The sequence below is a fragment of the Streptococcus sp. CP1998 genome (genome assembly GCF_041026655.1).
Classification (GTDB): Bacteria; Bacillota; Bacilli; order Lactobacillales; family Streptococcaceae; genus Streptococcus; species Streptococcus dentalis.
Genome location: NZ_CP163380.1, coordinates 134,686 through 153,380 on the forward strand (window position 1 = coordinate 134,686; position 18,695 = coordinate 153,380).

An 18,695-nucleotide genomic window follows, 5' to 3' on the forward strand; every position below is an offset into this window, starting at 1 on the left:
GAAGAAAACCCCAGCAAGCTGGGGTTTTCTTCTTACTCTTATTCAGTTTCATGGCTTGGATGGTCTGTAAAATGGCGCGGCCCTTGTTTAATCTGCTTGATTTGATCATAAAAGGCAATTTGGCAGTTGATAAAATAAGGCATGGTATAAAAGCCGATGACATCGCGCGTGAAGTAATTCAGAAAGTACCAACCAACCAAGGTTAGATCGAGCACCAAGCGATTGCTGCGGAACCCTTTCATGGTTTCACGACTTTGGCGAAGGACTCCAAAGGCTCCCTTGTAGTCGCCGTCTCGTAATTGCTCATAGAGGATCAATTCGACCAAGCTGAGACTGTAGTATTGTGGCAGATAAAAGAGGAGGCCAATCAGGCCAAGTACAACACCAGCAGTCATCAGAGGCATTTGTTGCATGAGAGATTGGAATTCAGGACTGGAAGCACTCAAAGTGCTAGGGTTACTCACCTTATCGTAGATCGCCAAAAATAGAATGCTAGCGTAGGTGCTGATGAGACTCCCTACATAGAGGATGAGTCCCCATAAAAAGAGGACGACTTGCTTTAAGATCAAGGTGGCAAATACAGAGGTAAAGCGATCTTGTTTAAAGATATCTAAGACGCGTGTTCGGTGTTCGATCTTGGGATTAATCGTATCTAAATAGCTAAAAGTCGCACCAACCACTATAATGGAGATGACAAAGGAGACGACAGAAGGAAAGAGCTGCCGCTGGATCATGTAGATACTTGCTTGCAGCAAGGTCATATCCGGTAGTAGATCGATCAGATCTTGCCCACTTAAGAGAAAGTTAGTAAGAATGGTCAATAGGACCGGCAAGGCAAAAAGGATAGCTAAGCCCGGTTGCTGGACTTGCATGGTACGTGCCCGGAGGCGAATCAGTTTAAGGTTCATAGATGACACTCTCTTCATAGTAGTACTTTTTATTATAACATAAGTCCGTGACAGAGCCGGTAAAATTTGGTACAATCGTACAGGTGCTCACAGGAAAACTGTGACAGGAATAAGAAGGCTGGGACTGTTTTTCCCAGTACGGAGGTAACCATGACAGATTCACCGATTCAATATCGATTAATCAAAAAAGAAAAGCATACAGGTGCTCGTCTGGGAGAAATTATCACCCCTCACGGGACCTTCCCGACCCCAATGTTTATGCCTGTAGGGACTCAGGCAACCGTTAAGACTCAATCGCCAGAAGAACTCAAGGAAATGGGCTCCGGAATTATCTTGGCCAACACCTACCATCTCTGGCTTCGTCCCGGGGATGATCTAGTAGCAAAAGCAGGTGGACTGCACCAGTTCATGAACTGGGACCAACCGATTTTGACAGATAGTGGAGGCTTCCAGGTCTATTCATTAGCGGATACCCGCAACATCACCGAAGAAGGGGTAACCTTTAAAAATCACCTCAACGGTTCGAAGATGTTCCTCTCTCCAGAAAAAGCCATCTCCATCCAAAACAATCTAGGAAGCGACATCATGATGTCCTTTGATGAATGTCCTCAGTTCTATCAACCCTATGATTATGTGAAAAAATCAATCGAACGGACCAGTCGTTGGGCAGAACGTGGCCTTAAGGCTCACCGTCGTCCTCATGATCAAGGTCTTTTCGGGATTGTCCAAGGGGCTGGATTTGAAGACTTGCGCCGTCAGTCCGCCCAGGATCTGGTCAGCATGGACTTCCCAGGATATTCCATCGGTGGCTTAGCTGTTGGTGAAAGCCATGAAGAGATGAATGCGGTACTAGATTTTACAACTCCGCTCTTACCGGAGAACAAGCCACGCTATCTCATGGGAGTGGGGGCTCCAGACAGTCTGATTGATGGCGTTATTCGTGGAGTGGACATGTTTGACTGTGTCTTGCCGACGCGGATTGCGCGAAATGGTACCTGTATGACTAGCCAAGGACGCCTAGTAGTGAAAAATGCGCAATTTGCAGAAGACTTTACACCGCTAGATCCCGAATGTGGTTGCTACACTTGTAAGAACTATACCCGAGCTTACCTTCGCCACCTCCTCAAGGCAGATGAGACCTTCGGCATTCGCTTGACCAGCTACCACAACCTCTATTTCTTGATCAACCTCATGAAGCAGGTCCGTCAAGCTATCATGGATGACAATCTCTTAGAATTCCGCGAGCATTTCGTCGAAAAATATGGCTATAACAAATCAGGACGGAATTTCTAGAAATAGATAAATAGGAAGAAAAAAGACTACAGCCATCTGAGAATAATAGGAATAACTGCTAGACGCAGTGGTTGATTGGTATCTTTGTTCGCTTGTTAAGCTCCAAAGATAACCTAATCAATTGTGCGGGGGCGAGACGACGAACAAATTGGATATAAATTTGTTCTGTCTCGCTCCCTTTTTCCTATATAATAGCAACTTTTTTAGCACTCAATTTCTTTCGAAAACACTTTCATTAAAAAAACGAAAAAAATCTTCTCAAATCCCTTGCATTGGGCCTTTGTTTGTGTTAAACTACTATGGTGCTGTGAAAAAACAGCTATTAGCTTTGATGCAAGAGGTTGCGACACGCTCGGTTGCATTGCCACGCAACGCGCGTCGGTTTTCTTGTGGAGCTAGCCTATTATCTTAAATAGACGAAAAGGAGAAAAAGATGGCAAACAAAAAAATCCGCATCCGTTTGAAAGCGTACGAACACCGTACACTTGACACAGCGGCTGCAAAAATCGTAGAATCAGCTACTCGTACAGGTGCACAAGTTGCGGGCCCAATCCCACTTCCAACTGAGCGTAGCCTCTACACAATCATTCGTGCGACTCATAAATACAAAGATTCTCGCGAACAATTCGAAATGCGTACACACAAACGTTTGATCGACATCATCAACCCAACTCAAAAAACAGTTGACGCCTTGATGAAATTGGATCTTCCAAGTGGTGTAAACGTAGAAATCAAACTTTAATCTAAAGCTTGATCAAGAGCATAAAAAACGCTCGTTAAAAACTTTTTGAATAAAAAACTATAGAAAAGGAACTATTTTCTCATGACAAAAGGAATCTTAGGGAAAAAAGTGGGAATGACTCAAATCTTCACTGAAGCTGGCGAATTGATCCCTGTAACAGTTATCGAAGCAACTCCAAACGTTGTTCTTCAAGTTAAAACTGTTGAAACGGATGGTTACAACGCTATCCAAGTTGGTTTCGATGACAAACGCGAAGTATTGAGCAACAAACCTGCTAAAGGACATGTAGCAAAAGCTAACACGGCTCCTAAGCGCTTCATTCGTGAATTCAAAAACGTTGAAGGCTTGGAAGTTGGTGCTGAAATCACAGTTGACACTTTCGAAGCTGGAGACATTGTTGATGTAACTGGTACTTCTAAAGGTAAAGGTTTCCAAGGTGTTATCAAACGCCACGGACAATCACGTGGACCAATGGCTCACGGTTCTCGTTACCACCGTCGTCCAGGTTCTATGGGACCTGTTGCACCTAACCGCGTATTCAAAGGTAAAAACCTTGCAGGACGCATGGGTGGCGATCGTGTAACAATTCAAAACCTTGAAGTTGTACAAGTTGTTCCAGAAAAGAACGTTATCCTTATCAAAGGTAACGTACCAGGTGCTAAGAAATCTCTTATCACTATCAAGTCAGCAGTTAAAGCTGGTAAATAATAAGGAAAGGGGAATACAGTCAAAATGGCAAATGTAACATTATTCGACCAAACTGGTAAACAAGCGGGCGAAGTTGTTCTTAACGATGCGATCTTTGGTATCGAACCAAACCAAGCAGTTGTATTTGATGTGATCATCAGCCAACGTGCTAGCCTTCGTCAAGGAACTCACGCAGTTAAAAACCGTTCAGCCGTTTCAGGTGGCGGACGCAAACCATGGCGTCAAAAAGGAACTGGACGTGCGCGTCAAGGTTCTATCCGCTCTCCACAATGGCGTGGTGGTGGAATCGTCTTCGGACCAACTCCACGTAGCTATGCGTACAAACTTCCTCAAAAAGTTCGTCGCCTTGCACTTAAATCTGTTTACTCAGAAAAAGTTGCTGAAAACAAATTTGTAGCCGTTGATTCTCTTGAATTTACAGCTCCAAAAACTGCTGAATTTGCAAAAGTTCTTGCAGCTTTGAGCATCGATTCTAAAGTCCTTGTTATTCTTGAAGAAGGAAATGAATTCGCAGCTCTTTCAGCTCGTAACCTTCCAAACGTGAAAGTTGCGACTGCTACAACTGCAAGTGTTCTTGACATCGCAAATAGTGACAAACTTCTTGTTACTCAAGCAGCTATCTCTAAAATCGAGGAGGTTCTTGCATAATGAATTTGTATGATGTTATCAAAAAACCTGTTATCACTGAAAAGTCAATGGCTCAACTTGAAGCAGGCAAATATGTATTCGAAGTTGACACTCGCGCTCACAAACTTTTGATCAAACAAGCTGTTGAAGCTGCGTTTGAAGGTGTAAAAGTTGCGAATGTGAACACTGTAAACGTAAAACCTAAAGCAAAACGCGTTGGACGTTACACTGGTTTTACTTCAAAAACTAAAAAAGCTATCATCACGCTTGCAGCTGATTCTAAAGCAATCGAGTTGTTTGCTACTGAAGCTGAATAATCTAAGGAGGAAATATCGTGGGAATTCGTGTTTATAAACCAACAACAAACGGTCGCCGTAATATGACTTCTTTGGATTTCGCTGAAATCACAACAAACACACCTGAGAAAACTTTGCTTGTTTCTCTTAAAAACAAAGCAGGTCGTAACAACAACGGTCGTATCACTGTTCGTCACCAAGGTGGTGGACACAAACGTCATTACCGTTTGATCGATTTCAAACGTAATAAAGATGGAGTTGAAGCAGTCGTTAAAACGATCGAATACGATCCAAACCGCTCAGCTAACATCGCGCTTGTACACTACACTGACGGTGTGAAAGCTTACATCATCGCCCCTAAAGGCCTTGAAGTAGGTCAACGCATCGTATCAGGACCAGAAGCAGATATCAAAGTCGGAAATGCTCTTCCACTTGCTAACATCCCAGTTGGTACTTTGATCCACAACATCGAATTGAAACCTGGTAAAGGTGGAGAATTGGTACGTGCTGCTGGAGCTTCTGCTCAAGTATTGGGTTCTGAAGGTAAATATGTACTTGTTCGTCTTCAATCAGGCGAAGTTCGTATGATTCTTGGAACTTGCCGTGCTACAGTTGGTGTTGTCGGAAACGAACAACATGGACTTGTTAACCTTGGTAAAGCGGGACGTAACCGCTGGAAAGGTGTTCGCCCTACAGTTCGTGGTTCTGTAATGAACCCGAATGATCACCCACACGGTGGTGGTGAAGGTAAAGCACCAGTTGGACGTAAAGCGCCATCTACTCCTTGGGGTAAACCTGCGCTTGGTCTTAAAACTCGTAACAAGAAAGCGAAATCTGACAAACTTATCGTTCGTCGTCGCAACCAAAAATAATCATAAGCAACTAGCTTACACTTTCCGCCAGCTCGGTAGCCGCATAGCGGCAAGCCGCTGTGGTACTAAATTTTAAAGGAGAAAATTACAAAATGGGACGTAGTCTTAAAAAAGGACCTTTCGTCGATGAGCATTTGATGAAAAAAGTTGAAGCTCAAGCAAATGACGAAAAGAAAAAAGTAATTAAAACTTGGTCACGTCGTTCAACGATCTTCCCAAGTTTCATCGGATACACTATCGCAGTTTATGATGGACGTAAACATGTACCTGTTTACATCCAAGAAGACATGGTAGGTCACAAGCTTGGTGAATTTGCACCAACTCGTACTTACAAAGGTCACGCGGCAGACGACAAGAAGACACGTAGAAAATAAGGAGAACATAAATGGCAGAAATTACTTCAGCTAAAGCAATGGCTCGTACAGTGCGTGTTTCACCTCGTAAATCACGTCTTGTTCTTGACAACATCCGTGGTAAAAGCGTAGCCGATGCCATCGCTATTTTGACATTCACACCAAACAAAGCTGCAGGGATCATCCTTAAAGTGTTGAACTCAGCAGTAGCAAACGCTGAAAACAACTTTGGTTTGGAAAAAGCTAACTTGGTAGTATCTGAAGCATTCGCAAACGAAGGACCAACAATGAAACGTTTCCGTCCACGTGCGAAAGGTTCAGCTTCACCAATCAACAAACGTACAGCTCACATCACAGTAGCTGTTGCAGAAAAATAAGGAGGTAAACTCGTGGGTCAAAAAGTACATCCAATTGGTATGCGTGTTGGTATCATCCGTGATTGGGATGCCAAATGGTATGCTGAAAAAGAATACGCGGATTACCTTCATGAAGATCTTGCAATCCGTAAATTCATTCAAAAAGAATTGGCTGACGCAGCCGTTTCAACTATTGAAATCGAACGCGCAGTAAACAAAGTTAACGTTTCTCTTCACACTGCTAAACCAGGTATGGTTATCGGTAAAGGTGGAGCAAACGTTGATGCACTTCGTGCAGCTCTTAATAAATTGACTGGTAAACAAGTACACATCAACATCATTGAGATCAAACGTCCTGACTTGGATGCTCACCTTGTTGGTGAAGGAATCGCTCGTCAATTGGAACAACGTGTTGCTTTCCGTCGTGCACAAAAGCAAGCGATCCAACGTGCTATGCGTGCTGGAGCTAAGGGAATCAAAACTCAAGTATCAGGTCGTTTGAACGGTGCAGATATTGCCCGTGCAGAAGGATACTCTGAAGGAACTGTTCCACTTCACACACTTCGCGCTGATATCGATTACGCTTGGGAAGAAGCAGACACTACTTACGGTAAACTTGGTGTTAAAGTATGGATCTACCGTGGTGAAGTTCTTCCAGCTCGTAAAGACGCTAAAGGAGGTAAATAACCAATGTTAGTACCTAAACGTGTAAAACACCGTCGCGAATTCCGTGGTAAAATGCGCGGTGAAGCAAAAGGTGGAAAAGAAGTAGCATTCGGTGAATACGGTCTTCAAGCTACAACTAGCCACTGGATCACAAACCGTCAAATCGAAGCTGCTCGTATCGCCATGACTCGTTACATGAAACGTGGTGGTAAAGTTTGGATTAAGATTTTCCCACACAAATCATACACCGCTAAAGCTATCGGGGTACGTATGGGATCTGGTAAAGGGGCTCCTGAAGGTTGGGTAGCACCAGTTAAACGTGGTAAAGTGATGTTCGAAATCGCTGGTGTATCTGAAGAGATCGCACGCGAAGCACTTCGTCTTGCTAGCCACAAATTGCCAGTTAAAACTAAATTTGTGAAACGTGAAGCAGAATAAGGAGAGGTCATGAAACTTACAGAAGTAAAAGAATTTGTTAAAGAACTTCGTGGTCTTTCTCAAGAAGAACTCGCGAAGCGTGAAAATGAATTGAAAAAAGAATTGTTTGAACTTCGTTTCCAAGCAGCTGCTGGTCAATTGGAACAAACTGGACGTTTGAAAGAAGTGAAAAAACAAATCGCTCGTATCAAAACTGTTCAATCAGAAGCTAAATAATAGACTAGGGAAGGAGAATTTCAATGGAACGCAATAATCGTAAAGTTCTTGTTGGACGCGTTGTGTCTGACAAAATGGACAAAACAATCACAGTTGTAGTTGAAACTAAACGTAACCACCCAGTCTATGGTAAACGTATCAACTATTCTAAAAAATACAAAGCTCATGATGAAAACAATGTTGCTAAAGAAGGCGATATCGTTCGTATCATGGAAACTCGTCCGCTTTCAGCTACAAAACGCTTCCGTCTTGTAGAAGTCGTTGAAGAAGCGGTCATCATCTAATCATACCTGAAAGGAGAAAACGTAAATGATTCAAACAGAAACTCGTTTGAAAGTCGCTGACAACAGTGGCGCACGCGAAATCTTGACAATCAAAGTTCTTGGTGGTTCAAAACGTAAATTCGCGAGCATCGGTGATGTAATCGTTGCATCTGTAAAACAAGCTACTCCTGGTGGTGCGGTTAAGAAAGGTGACGTTGTAAAAGCTGTTATCGTTCGTACTAAATCAGGTGCTCGTCGTAAAGATGGTTCATACATCAAGTTCGACGAAAATGCAGCAGTGATCATCCGTGATGACAAAACTCCTCGCGGAACTCGTATCTTTGGCCCAGTTGCACGTGAATTGCGTGACGGTGGTTTCATGAAGATCGTATCACTTGCTCCAGAAGTACTTTAATCAATCAAAAACAAACACAGTCCCCTGGCTCAGCCAGGGTGCCCATCGGGCGTAAGAATAAAAGGAGAATAAAATGTTTGTAAAAAAAGGCGACAAAGTTCGCGTTATCGCTGGTAAAGACAAAGGCGTAGAAGCTGTTGTTCTTACTGCTCTTCCAAAAGTAAATAAAGTTGTTGTAGAAGGTGTAAACATCATCAAGAAACACCAACGTCCAAATAACGAAAACCCTCAAGGTGCAATCGTTGAAAAAGAAGCTCCAATCCATGCTTCTAACGTTCAAGTTTTGGACAAAAACGGTGTTGCTGGACGTGTTGGCTACAAATTTGTAGACGGCAAAAAAGTTCGCTACAACAAAAAATCAGGCGAAGTGCTTGACTAATCACGAAGGAAAGGAGAAGTATAATGGCTAATCGTTTAAAAGAAAAATACCTTAATGAAGTAGTACCATCATTGACTGAACAGTTCAACTATTCATCAGTTATGGCTGTGCCAAAAGTTGATAAAATCGTTTTGAACATGGGTGTTGGTGATGCAGTATCAAATGCTAAAAACCTTGAAAAAGCTGCTGAAGAGCTTGCTTTGATCTCAGGTCAAAAACCATTGATCACTAAGGCTAAAAAATCAATCGCCGGCTTCCGTCTTCGTGAAGGTGTTGCGATCGGTGCAAAAGTTACCCTTCGTGGTGAACGTATGTACGAATTCTTGGATAAATTGGTAACAGTTTCACTTCCACGTGTACGTGACTTCCATGGTGTTCCAACAAAATCATTTGATGGACGCGGAAACTACACACTTGGTGTGAAAGAACAATTGATCTTCCCAGAAATCAACTTTGATGATGTTGATAAAACTCGTGGTTTGGATATCGTAATCGTAACTACAGCGAACACAGACGAAGAATCACGTGCATTGCTTACTGGCCTCGGTATGCCGTTTGCAAAATAATATAGGAGGTAAAACTAATGGCTAAAAAATCTATGATTGCTAAGAACAAACGCCCAGCGAAGTTCTCTACTCAAGCATACACTCGCTGTGAACGTTGTGGACGTCCACACTCAGTTTACCGCAAGTTTAAACTTTGCCGTGTTTGCTTCCGTGAATTGGCATACAAAGGTCAAATCCCAGGTGTCACAAAAGCATCTTGGTAATAGCATGATACAAAGAGCGTAACAACCCCAGCAAAAATAGGAGATTTGATGCAGGAGCTCTGCTCCAAGACAAATCTATCTTTTTTGCCCAGGTTGTAGCTCGTGTTCAAATGAGAAATGCTCATTTGTATGTATCAAAACTTTCTGAGCCTAGCTCAATCATTAACTAGCAAGTGCGACTTGCAAACTACTAGTAAGAGGAGAAATTATAATGGTTATGACTGACCCAATCGCAGACTTCCTTACACGTATTCGTAACGCTAACCAAGCAAAACACGAAGTACTTGAAGTACCTGCATCAAACATCAAAAAAGGGATTGCTGAAATCCTTAAACGCGAAGGTTTTGTAAAAAACGTTGAATTCATCGAAGATGACAAACAAGGCATCATCCGTGTATTCTTGAAATACGGACAAAACGGTGAAAAAGTTATCACAAACTTGAAACGTGTATCAAAACCAGGTTTGCGTGTTTACAAAAAACGTGAAGATCTTCCAAGAGTTCTTAACGGACTTGGAATTGCTATCCTTTCAACTTCTGAAGGTTTGCTTACTGATAAAGAAGCTCGCCAAAAGAACGTTGGTGGAGAAGTTATCGCTTACGTTTGGTAATATTTAGCTCCCAATTTCGTTGTGACTCTTCGTTATTGTCTCTTGCCTAACCCAAAGTTATGTCTGCGAGACAATGCCTCGATTCACTTAGAAATTGAGACCTAAACATTAACTTTTAAATCAAAAAGATTTAAACCCCGTGAAAACTGGCCTGCAAAGGTCTGACAATTTAACAGGAGAATAAAAAACATGTCACGTATTGGTAATAAAGTTATCGTGTTGCCTGCTGGTGTTGAAATCACTAACAATGACAACGTTGTAACTGTAAAAGGACCTAAAGGAGAACTTACTCGTGAGTTCTCAAAAGATATTGAAATCCGTGTGGAAGGTACTGAAGTAACACTTCACCGTCCAAACGACTCAAAAGAAATGAAAACAATCCACGGAACAACTCGTGCCCTTTTGAACAACATGGTTACTGGTGTATCAGAAGGATTCAAGAAAGAACTTGAAATGCGCGGGGTTGGATACCGTGCACAACTTCAAGGATCAAAACTTGTTTTGGCTGTTGGTAAATCACACCCAGACGAAGTTGAAGCTCCAGAAGGAATTACTTTTGAACTTCCAAACCCAACAACAATCGTTGTTAGCGGAATTTCAAAAGAAGTAGTTGGTCAAACAGCTGCTTATGTACGTAGCCTTCGTTCACCTGAACCATACAAAGGTAAAGGGATCCGTTATGTTGGTGAATACGTTCGCCGCAAAGAAGGTAAAACAGGTAAATAATGTAGTTTGGTTGTTTTTCAACCAACCTTCATATTACCAACTCAGTGCTTAGCACATGATTTTAAAATTAAGAGGTGAAAATTGTGATTTCGAAACCAGATAAAAACAAAATCCGTCAAAAACGCCACCGTCGCGTTCGCGGAAAACTCTCTGGAACTGCTGATCGCCCACGTTTGAACGTATTCCGTTCTAATACAGGCATCTACGCTCAAGTAATTGATGACGTAGCGGGTGTAACGCTCGCAAGCGCTTCAACTCTTGACAAAGAAGTTTCAAAAGGAACAAAAACTGAACAAGCCGTTGTTGTCGGCAAACTCGTTGCTGAACGTGCAGTTGCTAAAGGTATTTCTGAAGTGGTGTTCGACCGCGGTGGATATCTATATCACGGACGTGTTAAAGCTTTGGCTGATGCAGCTCGTGAAAACGGATTGAAATTCTAATAGGAGGACACTAGAAAATGGCATTTAAAGATAATGCAGTTGAACTTGAAGAACGCGTAGTTGCCATCAACCGTGTAACAAAAGTTGTTAAAGGTGGACGTCGTCTTCGTTTTGCAGCTCTTGTAGTTGTTGGTGACCGTAATGGCCGTGTTGGATTTGGTACTGGTAAAGCTCAAGAAGTTCCAGAAGCAATCCGTAAGGCTGTTGAAGATGCTAAGAAAAACTTGATCGAAGTTCCTATGGTTGGAACAACAATTCCACATGAAGTAACATCAGTATTTGGTGGAGCTCGTGTATTGTTGAAACCAGCTATCGAAGGGGCTGGGGTTGCTGCAGGTGGAGCAGTTCGTGCCGTTGTCGAATTGGCAGGTATTGCAGATGTTACATCTAAATCACTTGGATCAAACACTCCAATCAACATCGTTCGTGCAACTGTTAACGGTTTGGCACAATTGAAACGCGCTGATGAAGTTGCTGCCCTTCGTGGTATTTCAGTTTCTGACTTGGCTTAAGAAAGGAGATTCAAATGGCTCAAATTAAAATTACTTTGACTAAGTCTCCAATCGGACGCATCCCGTCACAACGTAAAACTGTTGTAGCACTTGGACTTGGCAAATTGAACAGCTCTGTTATTAAAGAAGATAACCCAGCGGTACGTGGTATGATCACTGCTGTATCTCACTTGGTAACAGTTGAAGAAGTAAAATAATCTATTTAAATATTTAAAATAGAAACAAAGTTTTCAGGGGTATGAGAGGTTCTCATCCCCTAAAACTAAATATAAGTATAGGCGAGTTTGTAGTTAGGACACCTTTTCCTGATTACATGCGTTAGCAATTTACAAAAGAGGAGAAAATAAATAATGAAACTTCATGAATTACAACCTGCTACAGGTTCACGTAAAGTCCGCAACCGTGTTGGTCGTGGTACTTCATCTGGTAATGGTAAAACTTCTGGCCGTGGTCAAAAAGGTCAAAAAGCTCGTAGCGGTGGCGGTGTACGTCTTGGTTTTGAAGGTGGACAAACTCCATTGTTCCGTCGTCTTCCAAAACGTGGATTTACAAACATCAACGCTAAAGAATATGCTATTGTGAACCTTGATCAATTGAACGCCTTTGAAGATGGTGCTGAAGTAACTCCAGTAGTACTTGTTGAATCAGGAATTGTAAAAGCTGAAAAATCAGGTATCAAAATTCTTGGTAACGGAGAATTGACTAAGAAGTTGACTGTTAAAGCAGCTAAATTCTCTAAATCAGCTGAAGAAGCTATCACTGCTAAGGGTGGTTCAGTTGAAGTCATCTAAGTGAGGTGACCTATGTTTTTTAAATTATTAAAAGATGCTTTTAAGGTAAAACAGGTACGATCAAAGATTTTGTTTACAATCTTTATCATTCTTGTTTTCCGCATTGGAACTACGATTACAGTGCCTGGCGTAAATGCGAAAATTCTGAACAACCTTCAAGATGTGTCCTTCTTGAACATGCTCAGTTTGGTTTCTGGGAATGCCATGAGGAACTTCTCAGTTTTCGCATTAGGGGTTAGCCCATACATCACAGCTTCGATCGTCGTGCAACTTTTGCAAATGGATCTGTTACCTAAGTTTGTTGAATGGGGCAAACAAGGGGAAGTTGGTCGAAGAAAGCTCAACCAAGCAACACGCTATATTTCTTTGGTTCTAGCCTTTGTTCAATCCATCGGGATTACAGCAACCTTCCACACCTTGTCTCAGGCGAAATTAGTCGCAACTCCAAATACTAAGACTTATCTATTAATCGGTGCGATTCTGACGACCGGTTCCATGATTGTGACTTGGCTTGGAGAACAAATCACAGATAAAGGATACGGAAATGGTGTTTCAATGATTATCTTTGCGGGGATTGTGTCATCAATTCCTGAGATGATTAAAGAAATCTATGAAAATGCATTTGTGAACGTTCGTTCTGGTCAAATGACCAATTCCCTCATTTTTGTCGGGGTATTAATCCTTGCGGTCTTGGTTATTGTTTACTTTACAACCTTTGTAGAGCAAGCACAATACAAGATTCCAATCCAATATACAAAGATTGCACAAGGAGCTCCATCAAGTTCTTACCTTCCTTTGAAAGTAAACCCAGCAGGAGTTATTCCTGTCATCTTCGCTAGTTCGATTACAGCAGCGCCTGCTGCAATTTTCCAAGTGATTAGCGCTATGGGTTACAATGCAGGATGGGTGAGAACAGCTCAAGCCATGTTGGCTACAAACACACCAACTGGTGTTGCAATGTATGCCTTATTGATCATTCTCTTCACCTTCTTCTACACGTTTGTTCAGATCAATCCTGAAAAAACGGCAGAAAACCTTCAAAAGAGTGGTGCCTATATCCCAGGCGTTCGTCCTGGTAAGGGGACAGAAGAGTTTATGTCTCGTTTGCTACGTCGTTTAGCAAGTGTCGGATCAGTATTCCTTGGCTTTATTACCATCATTCCAATCCTAGCTCGAGATTTATTTGGTTTGACAGATGCAGTTGCTCTTGGAGGAACTAGTTTGTTAATCATTATTTCAACAGGTATTGAGGGAATGAAACAATTAGAAGGCTACTTATTAAAACGTAAGTATGTCGGATTTATGGACACAACAACAGAATAGAATAAGGTTGACTTTGTCAGCCTTCTATTTTGTTTTCAAATGGAAATAGGAATTCGCTCCTGCTTCCATTTAAAAACAAAATAAGGAGTATTCATCATGAATCTTTTAATTATGGGGTTGCCTGGAGCAGGTAAAGGAACTCAAGCAGCTAAAATCGTTGAAGAGTTTCATGTAGCGCACATCTCAACTGGAGATATGTTCCGCGCAGCGATGGCTAACCAAACTGAAATGGGTGTGCTTGCAAAATCATACATTGACAAGGGTGAATTGGTCCCAGATGAGGTAACCAATGGAATCGTAAAAGAACGCCTTGCTCAAGATGATATTAAAGAAACAGGTTTCCTTTTGGATGGTTATCCACGGACAATTGAACAAGCTCATGCCTTGGATCAAACTTTGTCAGATCTTGGTATCACGTTAGAAGGTGTCATCAACATTGAAGTGAACCCAGAAAGCTTATTAGAACGTTTGAGTGGTCGATTCATCTGCCGTACTTGTGGTGCAACTTACCACAAAGTATTTAATCCTACAAAAGTTGAAGGAACTTGTGATAACTGTCAAGGTCATGATTTCTACCAACGTGAAGATGACAAACCAGAAACGGTTAAACGTCGTTTAGACGTCAATATTGCACAAGGAGAACCAATCATTGCATTTTATCGTTCAAAAGGACTCGTACATGACATCCAAGGGAACCAAGATATCAATGATGTATTTTCAGACATTGAAAAAGTCTTGTCAAATTTGAAATAAAAGCGTTTTTCATGCTTGCAATATTGGACAACTAGTGTTACAATTAGTTAGTCTGACTTATAATTGTTACCTCTGTGCTCAGAGGAATGAATCGAAATTTATGGAGGTACTTTTGCGTGGCAAAAGACGATGTGATTGAAGTAGAAGGCAAAGTAGTCGATACAATGCCGAATGCTATGTTTACGGTTGAACTTGAAAATGGACATCAGATTTTAGCAACAGTTTCTGGTAAAATTCGTAAAAACTATATTCGTATTTTAGCGGGAGATCGTGTTACAGTGGAGATGAGTCCGTATGATTTGACACGTGGACGTATCACATACCGCTTTAAATAGTCGAAAAACTTGGAGGGATAAAAATGAAAGTAAGACCATCGGTCAAACCAATTTGCGAATACTGTAAAGTAATTCGTCGTAATGGTCGTGTTATGGTAATTTGCCCAGCAAATCCAAAACACAAACAACGTCAAGGATAAAATAGAAAGGAGAAAACATGGCTCGTATTGCTGGAGTTGACATTCCAAATGACAAACGTGTAGTAATTTCATTGACTTATGTGTACGGTATCGGACTTCCAACATCTAAGAAAATCCTTGCTGCTGCAGGCGTTTCTGAAGACATTCGTGTTCGCGATCTTACACCAGATCAAGAAGATGCTATCCGTCGTGAAGTTGACGCAATCAAAGTTGAAGGCGACCTTCGTCGTGAAGTAAACTTGAACATTAAACGCTTGATGGAAATCGGTTCATACCGTGGTATCCGTCACCGTCGTGGACTTCCAGTTCGTGGACAAAACACTAAAAATAATGCTCGCACTCGTAAAGGTAAAGCTGTTGCGATTGCAGGTAAGAAAAAATAAAATAAAATAAGGAGGTAAAAATCTTGGCTAAACCAACACGTAAACGTCGTGTGAAAAAGAATATCGAATCTGGTATTGCCCATATTCACGCTACATTTAACAACACAATTGTTATGATTACTGATGTGCATGGTAACGCAATCGCTTGGTCATCTGCAGGTGCACTTGGATTTAAAGGTTCTCGTAAATCTACACCATTTGTCGCTCAAATGGCATCAGAAGCTGCTGCAAAGGTCGCTCAAGAACATGGACTTAAATCTGTTGAAGTATCTGTTAAAGGTCCTGGTTCAGGTCGTGAGTCTGCTATTCGTGCACTTGCTGCTGCTGGTCTTGAAGTAACTGCAATCCGCGATGTAACTCCTGTACCACACAATGGTGCTCGTCCTCCAAAACGTCGCCGTGTATAATCATCAACAATTACACAGCTTTTCGTTTAAGAGGGAGTATAGCAAATGATTGAGTTTGAAAAACCAAATATAACAAAAATTGATGAAAACAAAGATTATGGCGTGTTTGTCGTAGAACCACTTGAACGTGGCTATGGTACAACACTTGGAAACTCACTTCGTCGTGTACTTCTGGCTTCACTTCCAGGTGCAGCTGTCACTTCAATTAACATTGAAGGTGTACTCCACGAATTTGATACCGTTCCAGGAGTCCGTGAAGACGTTATGCAAATTATTCTTAACGTTAAAGGAATCGCCGTTAAATCTTACGTCCAAGACGAAAAGATTATTGAACTTGATGTAGAAGGACCTGCAGAAGTAACTGCTGGAGACATTCTTACGGATAGTGACATCGAAATTGTAAACCCTGATCATTATCTATTTACAATCGGAGAAGGAGCATCGTTGAAAGCAACGCTTACTGTAAACAGTGGACGTGGCTATGTTCCAGCTGATCAAAACAAAAAAGATGATGCACCAGTGGGAACACTTGCTGTAGATTCAATCTATACGCCAGTGACAAAAGTCAATTATCAAGTTGAACCAGCACGCGTTGGTAGCAACGATGGCTTTGACAAGCTAACCCTTGAAATTTTGACAAATGGGACAATTATTCCAGAAGATGCCTTAGGTTTGTCTGCCCGTATTTTGACAGAACACCTAAATCTATTCACAAACCTAACTGAAATTGCTATTGCAACAGATGTTATGAAGGAAGTAGATACAACTTCTGATGATCGCGTTTTAGAACGTACGATCGAAGAATTAGATCTTTCAGTTCGTTCATATAACTGTTTGAAACGCGCTGGCATTAATACTGTTTACGATTTGACTGAAAAATCAGAAGCAGAAATGATGAAAGTTCGTAACTTGGGACGTAAGAGTCTTGAAGAAGTTAAAATCAAACTTGCCGACTTAGGCCTTGGGTTAAAAAACGATAAATAGAGGAGGAATACATGGCTTACCGTAAACTAGGACGCACTAGCTCACAACGTAAAGCGATGCTTCGCGATTTGACTACAGATCTTATCATCAATGAAGCAATTGTAACAACTGAAGCACGTGCGAAAGAAATCCGTAAATCAGTTGAAAAAATGATTACTTTGGGTAAACGTGGTGATTTGCATGCACGTCGTCAAGCTGCTGCATTCGTACGTAACGAAGTTGCATCACAAAACTTTGATGAAGAAACAGGTAAATACTCAGAAACAACTGCACTTCAAAAATTGTTCTCTGAATTAGCACCTCGTTATGCTGAGCGCAATGGTGGATATACTCGTATCCTTAAAACTGAACCACGTCGTGGTGATGCTGCGCCAATGGCTATCATCGAATTGGTATAATATCATCAATTTTGTTGAGTGTTATGATGATGGAATACACTGTTATTCTTAGTCTAGCTCTGGTCTACCGCTGGGGATTTTCCCCAGCGGGAACACTCATCATATTGAATGAATGGTAGACGCTTGTTTACGAAATTGCTTTAATTTAAAACAATTTCGTAAGCAGGCGTTTTGTCTTGCTTTTCATGAGTAGTCGAGAATAGCAAAAAATGATATAATGGAACCCATATCTCCAATAGAAGAAAAAGGATTCAATGACAAAACAACAAGCAATTAAATTACTAAAAGAGAAGTACCTTAGTAATATGAAAGAGGATTCGAAACTCTTTGTCGGAGTTGAATTAGAGTTTCCGATTGTAGAAACAAATGGAAACAAAACAAATATAGAGGTGACGAAAAATCTTTTTCGAACCTTAGCAAACTTATCAGATTTTGAAGTTGAAAAAATAGATGACAATCAAAATCCCATTCAATTGATTCACTGCTTTTCTAAAGATCGTATTCTATTCGAGTTGAGTTACAATACAATTGAATTTGCATTTGAGAGAGCTTGTTCTATAAATGAGGTGGCCAAACGTTTTGAGGACTATTTGAAGATCATTCAACCGATTTTACAAGAAAAAAATCACGAAATTCAAGGGCACGGAATCCATCCTTTGTGGAAAGAAAATGATAATAGCCCAGTGAAAATCGAACGATACAAGATGTTAATGGCTCTCCTTGCAATGAATGGTACAGGGATGAAGACACACTCCTATCCTTCGTACGGAGCATTTATATGCGGAAACCAGGTTCAATTGGATGTGAGGCGCGATAACTATATTCGCATCATTAATGCATTTAATAAAATTGAAACAGCAAAAGCATATTTGTTTTCTAACTCAGAATTTTCAGCAGAGTCTTGGGATACAAAAATTGCCAGAGATATTTTCTGGGAAGAATCCTTACATGGTTATTATAAGGAGAATGTAGGGATTTATCCAAAGGACTACCAAAGTGAAGAAGAGTATTTTAATAATCTTGCTTGCACAGCTATTTTTACTGCAACTAGAGAAGATAAATCCTATTATTTTAAACCTATTCGTGTAAAAGACTATCTAGATCAAAAAGAAATCACAGCCTATACAGCTGATGGGAATGAAAAAAACATCATACCTGTAAAAGAAGACCTAAAACAGCATCGAAGTTACCAATTTCAGGATCTAACTGCCCGTGGGACAGTAGAATTTAGAAGTGTTTGTACACAACCATTAGAAACCACTTTTTCCCCGATAGCTTTTGAACTAGGCTTATTTGTACAATTAGAAAAAATGGAAAACTATTTAGAACATTGCCCATTTTTTAAAAATGAAGAACTGGACTATAGAAAACTTAGAAAGAAATATTCAAAGAAAATTCTAAGTGATAAGGAAAAAGAAGCCATTCAATCCTTTTCAAAAGATCTTATAGACATAGCTAGATCAGGTTTAATAAAAAGAGGCTTCGGAGAAGAAAAATTCCTCATCATCAACAAAGAACTAGACTAATCGAAAAGCCCGTATTATAGGCTTTTTTTGATACCTTCAAAAAACTTTCAAGAAAGTAAAAATTTT

At 41.0% G+C, this 18,695-nt stretch carries 32 protein-coding genes; 31 read left to right on the forward strand and 1 reads right to left on the reverse strand.

Annotated features, from left to right (window positions below):
* Positions 1 to 38: 38 nt before the first annotated feature.
* Positions 39 to 908, reverse strand: a complete 870-nt coding sequence (locus AB4X21_RS00740) for a DUF975 family protein (RefSeq protein WP_369088004.1) — start codon at positions 906 to 908, stop codon at positions 39 to 41.
* Between the two features lie 150 nt (positions 909 to 1,058).
* Between AB4X21_RS00740 and tgt the strand changes: the two genes are divergently transcribed.
* The 31 genes from tgt to AB4X21_RS00895 all read left to right on the forward strand — a co-directional run bounded on the left by tgt (position 1,059) and on the right by AB4X21_RS00895 (position 18,629).
* Entirely contained in the window at positions 1,059 to 2,201 is a 1,143-nt protein-coding gene (gene tgt / locus AB4X21_RS00745; RefSeq protein WP_369088005.1) for a tRNA guanosine(34) transglycosylase Tgt, read from the forward strand.
* A 433-nt stretch (positions 2,202 to 2,634) separates the two neighbouring features.
* Positions 2,635 to 2,943 carry a 30S ribosomal protein S10 gene (rpsJ, locus tag AB4X21_RS00750; RefSeq protein ID WP_003009585.1) on the forward strand — a complete coding sequence of 103 codons (309 nt, stop codon included), beginning with the start codon at positions 2,635 to 2,637 and terminating at the stop codon, positions 2,941 to 2,943.
* Positions 2,944 to 3,024: 81 nt separating this feature from the next.
* Complete coding sequence (rplC, locus tag AB4X21_RS00755; protein WP_003010846.1) at positions 3,025 to 3,651, forward strand: 50S ribosomal protein L3; 627 nt, start codon at positions 3,025 to 3,027, stop codon at positions 3,649 to 3,651.
* Positions 3,652 to 3,675: 24 nt separating this feature from the next.
* On the forward strand, positions 3,676 to 4,299 hold the full coding sequence (gene rplD / locus AB4X21_RS00760) for a 50S ribosomal protein L4 (protein ID WP_003009591.1): 624 nt from the start codon (positions 3,676 to 3,678) through the stop codon (positions 4,297 to 4,299).
* Positions 4,299 to 4,595, forward strand: a complete 297-nt coding sequence (locus AB4X21_RS00765; protein ID WP_003009593.1) for a 50S ribosomal protein L23 — start codon at positions 4,299 to 4,301, stop codon at positions 4,593 to 4,595. The genes rplD and AB4X21_RS00765 overlap by 1 nt, the downstream gene beginning before the upstream one ends.
* A 17-nt stretch (positions 4,596 to 4,612) precedes the next feature.
* Positions 4,613 to 5,446 carry a 50S ribosomal protein L2 gene (gene rplB / locus AB4X21_RS00770; protein WP_000512900.1) on the forward strand — a complete coding sequence of 278 codons (834 nt, stop codon included), beginning with the start codon at positions 4,613 to 4,615 and terminating at the stop codon, positions 5,444 to 5,446.
* Positions 5,447 to 5,538: 92 nt separating this feature from the next.
* Positions 5,539 to 5,820, forward strand: a complete 282-nt coding sequence (rpsS, locus tag AB4X21_RS00775; protein WP_000533766.1) for a 30S ribosomal protein S19 — start codon at positions 5,539 to 5,541, stop codon at positions 5,818 to 5,820.
* 11 nt (positions 5,821 to 5,831) lie between these two features.
* Positions 5,832 to 6,176, forward strand: a complete 345-nt coding sequence (gene rplV / locus AB4X21_RS00780) for a 50S ribosomal protein L22 (protein WP_000818139.1) — start codon at positions 5,832 to 5,834, stop codon at positions 6,174 to 6,176.
* A gap of 12 nt (positions 6,177 to 6,188) precedes the next feature.
* Positions 6,189 to 6,842: a 30S ribosomal protein S3 gene (gene rpsC, locus AB4X21_RS00785; RefSeq protein ID WP_003002336.1), complete on the forward strand. Its 654-nt coding sequence runs from the start codon at positions 6,189 to 6,191 to the stop codon at positions 6,840 to 6,842.
* A gap of 3 nt (positions 6,843 to 6,845) precedes the next feature.
* Positions 6,846 to 7,259: a 50S ribosomal protein L16 gene (rplP, locus tag AB4X21_RS00790; RefSeq protein WP_000960947.1), complete on the forward strand. Its 414-nt coding sequence runs from the start codon at positions 6,846 to 6,848 to the stop codon at positions 7,257 to 7,259.
* A gap of 9 nt (positions 7,260 to 7,268) precedes the next feature.
* Positions 7,269 to 7,475, forward strand: coding sequence for a 50S ribosomal protein L29 (gene rpmC, locus AB4X21_RS00795; protein ID WP_003002350.1), 207 nt, complete (start codon positions 7,269 to 7,271; stop codon positions 7,473 to 7,475).
* Positions 7,476 to 7,498: 23 nt separating this feature from the next.
* Positions 7,499 to 7,759, forward strand: a complete 261-nt coding sequence (rpsQ, locus tag AB4X21_RS00800) for a 30S ribosomal protein S17 (protein ID WP_000440801.1) — start codon at positions 7,499 to 7,501, stop codon at positions 7,757 to 7,759.
* A 25-nt stretch (positions 7,760 to 7,784) separates the two neighbouring features.
* Positions 7,785 to 8,153, forward strand: a complete 369-nt coding sequence (rplN, locus tag AB4X21_RS00805) for a 50S ribosomal protein L14 (protein ID WP_003002384.1) — start codon at positions 7,785 to 7,787, stop codon at positions 8,151 to 8,153.
* A 73-nt stretch (positions 8,154 to 8,226) separates the two neighbouring features.
* A complete protein-coding gene (rplX, locus tag AB4X21_RS00810; protein WP_003002315.1) occupies positions 8,227 to 8,532 on the forward strand; it encodes a 50S ribosomal protein L24 in 306 nt (101 codons plus the stop codon).
* A 23-nt stretch (positions 8,533 to 8,555) separates the two neighbouring features.
* Complete coding sequence (rplE, locus tag AB4X21_RS00815; RefSeq protein ID WP_003009606.1) at positions 8,556 to 9,098, forward strand: 50S ribosomal protein L5; 543 nt, start codon at positions 8,556 to 8,558, stop codon at positions 9,096 to 9,098.
* Positions 9,099 to 9,115: 17 nt separating this feature from the next.
* Entirely contained in the window at positions 9,116 to 9,301 is a 186-nt protein-coding gene (locus AB4X21_RS00820) for a type Z 30S ribosomal protein S14 (protein WP_001085699.1), read from the forward strand.
* Positions 9,302 to 9,512: 211 nt separating this feature from the next.
* Positions 9,513 to 9,911, forward strand: a complete 399-nt coding sequence (gene rpsH, locus AB4X21_RS00825; RefSeq protein ID WP_369088006.1) for a 30S ribosomal protein S8 — start codon at positions 9,513 to 9,515, stop codon at positions 9,909 to 9,911.
* Positions 9,912 to 10,100: 189 nt separating this feature from the next.
* Positions 10,101 to 10,637, forward strand: coding sequence for a 50S ribosomal protein L6 (rplF, locus tag AB4X21_RS00830; protein ID WP_003009612.1), 537 nt, complete (start codon positions 10,101 to 10,103; stop codon positions 10,635 to 10,637).
* An 83-nt stretch (positions 10,638 to 10,720) separates the two neighbouring features.
* A complete protein-coding gene (gene rplR, locus AB4X21_RS00835; RefSeq protein WP_003010871.1) occupies positions 10,721 to 11,077 on the forward strand; it encodes a 50S ribosomal protein L18 in 357 nt (118 codons plus the stop codon).
* A 17-nt stretch (positions 11,078 to 11,094) separates the two neighbouring features.
* Positions 11,095 to 11,589 carry a 30S ribosomal protein S5 gene (gene rpsE, locus AB4X21_RS00840; RefSeq protein WP_003009617.1) on the forward strand — a complete coding sequence of 165 codons (495 nt, stop codon included), beginning with the start codon at positions 11,095 to 11,097 and terminating at the stop codon, positions 11,587 to 11,589.
* A gap of 14 nt (positions 11,590 to 11,603) precedes the next feature.
* A complete protein-coding gene (gene rpmD, locus AB4X21_RS00845; RefSeq protein WP_002894509.1) occupies positions 11,604 to 11,786 on the forward strand; it encodes a 50S ribosomal protein L30 in 183 nt (60 codons plus the stop codon).
* 153 nt (positions 11,787 to 11,939) lie between these two features.
* A complete protein-coding gene (gene rplO / locus AB4X21_RS00850) occupies positions 11,940 to 12,380 on the forward strand; it encodes a 50S ribosomal protein L15 (protein WP_003002405.1) in 441 nt (146 codons plus the stop codon).
* A gap of 12 nt (positions 12,381 to 12,392) precedes the next feature.
* On the forward strand, positions 12,393 to 13,703 hold the full coding sequence (gene secY, locus AB4X21_RS00855) for a preprotein translocase subunit SecY (protein WP_003010849.1): 1,311 nt from the start codon (positions 12,393 to 12,395) through the stop codon (positions 13,701 to 13,703).
* Between the two features lie 96 nt (positions 13,704 to 13,799).
* Positions 13,800 to 14,456 carry an adenylate kinase gene (locus tag AB4X21_RS00860; RefSeq protein WP_003010875.1) on the forward strand — a complete coding sequence of 219 codons (657 nt, stop codon included), beginning with the start codon at positions 13,800 to 13,802 and terminating at the stop codon, positions 14,454 to 14,456.
* Between the two features lie 116 nt (positions 14,457 to 14,572).
* Entirely contained in the window at positions 14,573 to 14,791 is a 219-nt protein-coding gene (gene infA / locus AB4X21_RS00865) for a translation initiation factor IF-1 (protein WP_001029883.1), read from the forward strand.
* Between the two features lie 23 nt (positions 14,792 to 14,814).
* Entirely contained in the window at positions 14,815 to 14,931 is a 117-nt protein-coding gene (rpmJ, locus tag AB4X21_RS00870; RefSeq protein ID WP_001808836.1) for a 50S ribosomal protein L36, read from the forward strand.
* Positions 14,932 to 14,948: 17 nt separating this feature from the next.
* Positions 14,949 to 15,314 (forward strand): 30S ribosomal protein S13, encoded by a 366-nt coding sequence (rpsM, locus tag AB4X21_RS00875; RefSeq protein WP_003009631.1) that lies wholly within the window; start codon positions 14,949 to 14,951, stop codon positions 15,312 to 15,314.
* A 23-nt stretch (positions 15,315 to 15,337) separates the two neighbouring features.
* Positions 15,338 to 15,721 carry a 30S ribosomal protein S11 gene (rpsK, locus tag AB4X21_RS00880; protein WP_369088007.1) on the forward strand — a complete coding sequence of 128 codons (384 nt, stop codon included), beginning with the start codon at positions 15,338 to 15,340 and terminating at the stop codon, positions 15,719 to 15,721.
* Between the two features lie 45 nt (positions 15,722 to 15,766).
* A complete protein-coding gene (locus AB4X21_RS00885; protein WP_369088008.1) occupies positions 15,767 to 16,705 on the forward strand; it encodes a DNA-directed RNA polymerase subunit alpha in 939 nt (312 codons plus the stop codon).
* A gap of 11 nt (positions 16,706 to 16,716) precedes the next feature.
* A complete protein-coding gene (gene rplQ / locus AB4X21_RS00890) occupies positions 16,717 to 17,103 on the forward strand; it encodes a 50S ribosomal protein L17 (RefSeq protein ID WP_003002399.1) in 387 nt (128 codons plus the stop codon).
* 254 nt (positions 17,104 to 17,357) lie between these two features.
* A complete protein-coding gene (locus tag AB4X21_RS00895) occupies positions 17,358 to 18,629 on the forward strand; it encodes a gamma-glutamylcysteine synthetase (RefSeq protein ID WP_369088009.1) in 1,272 nt (423 codons plus the stop codon).
* Positions 18,630 to 18,695: the final 66 nt, after the last annotated feature.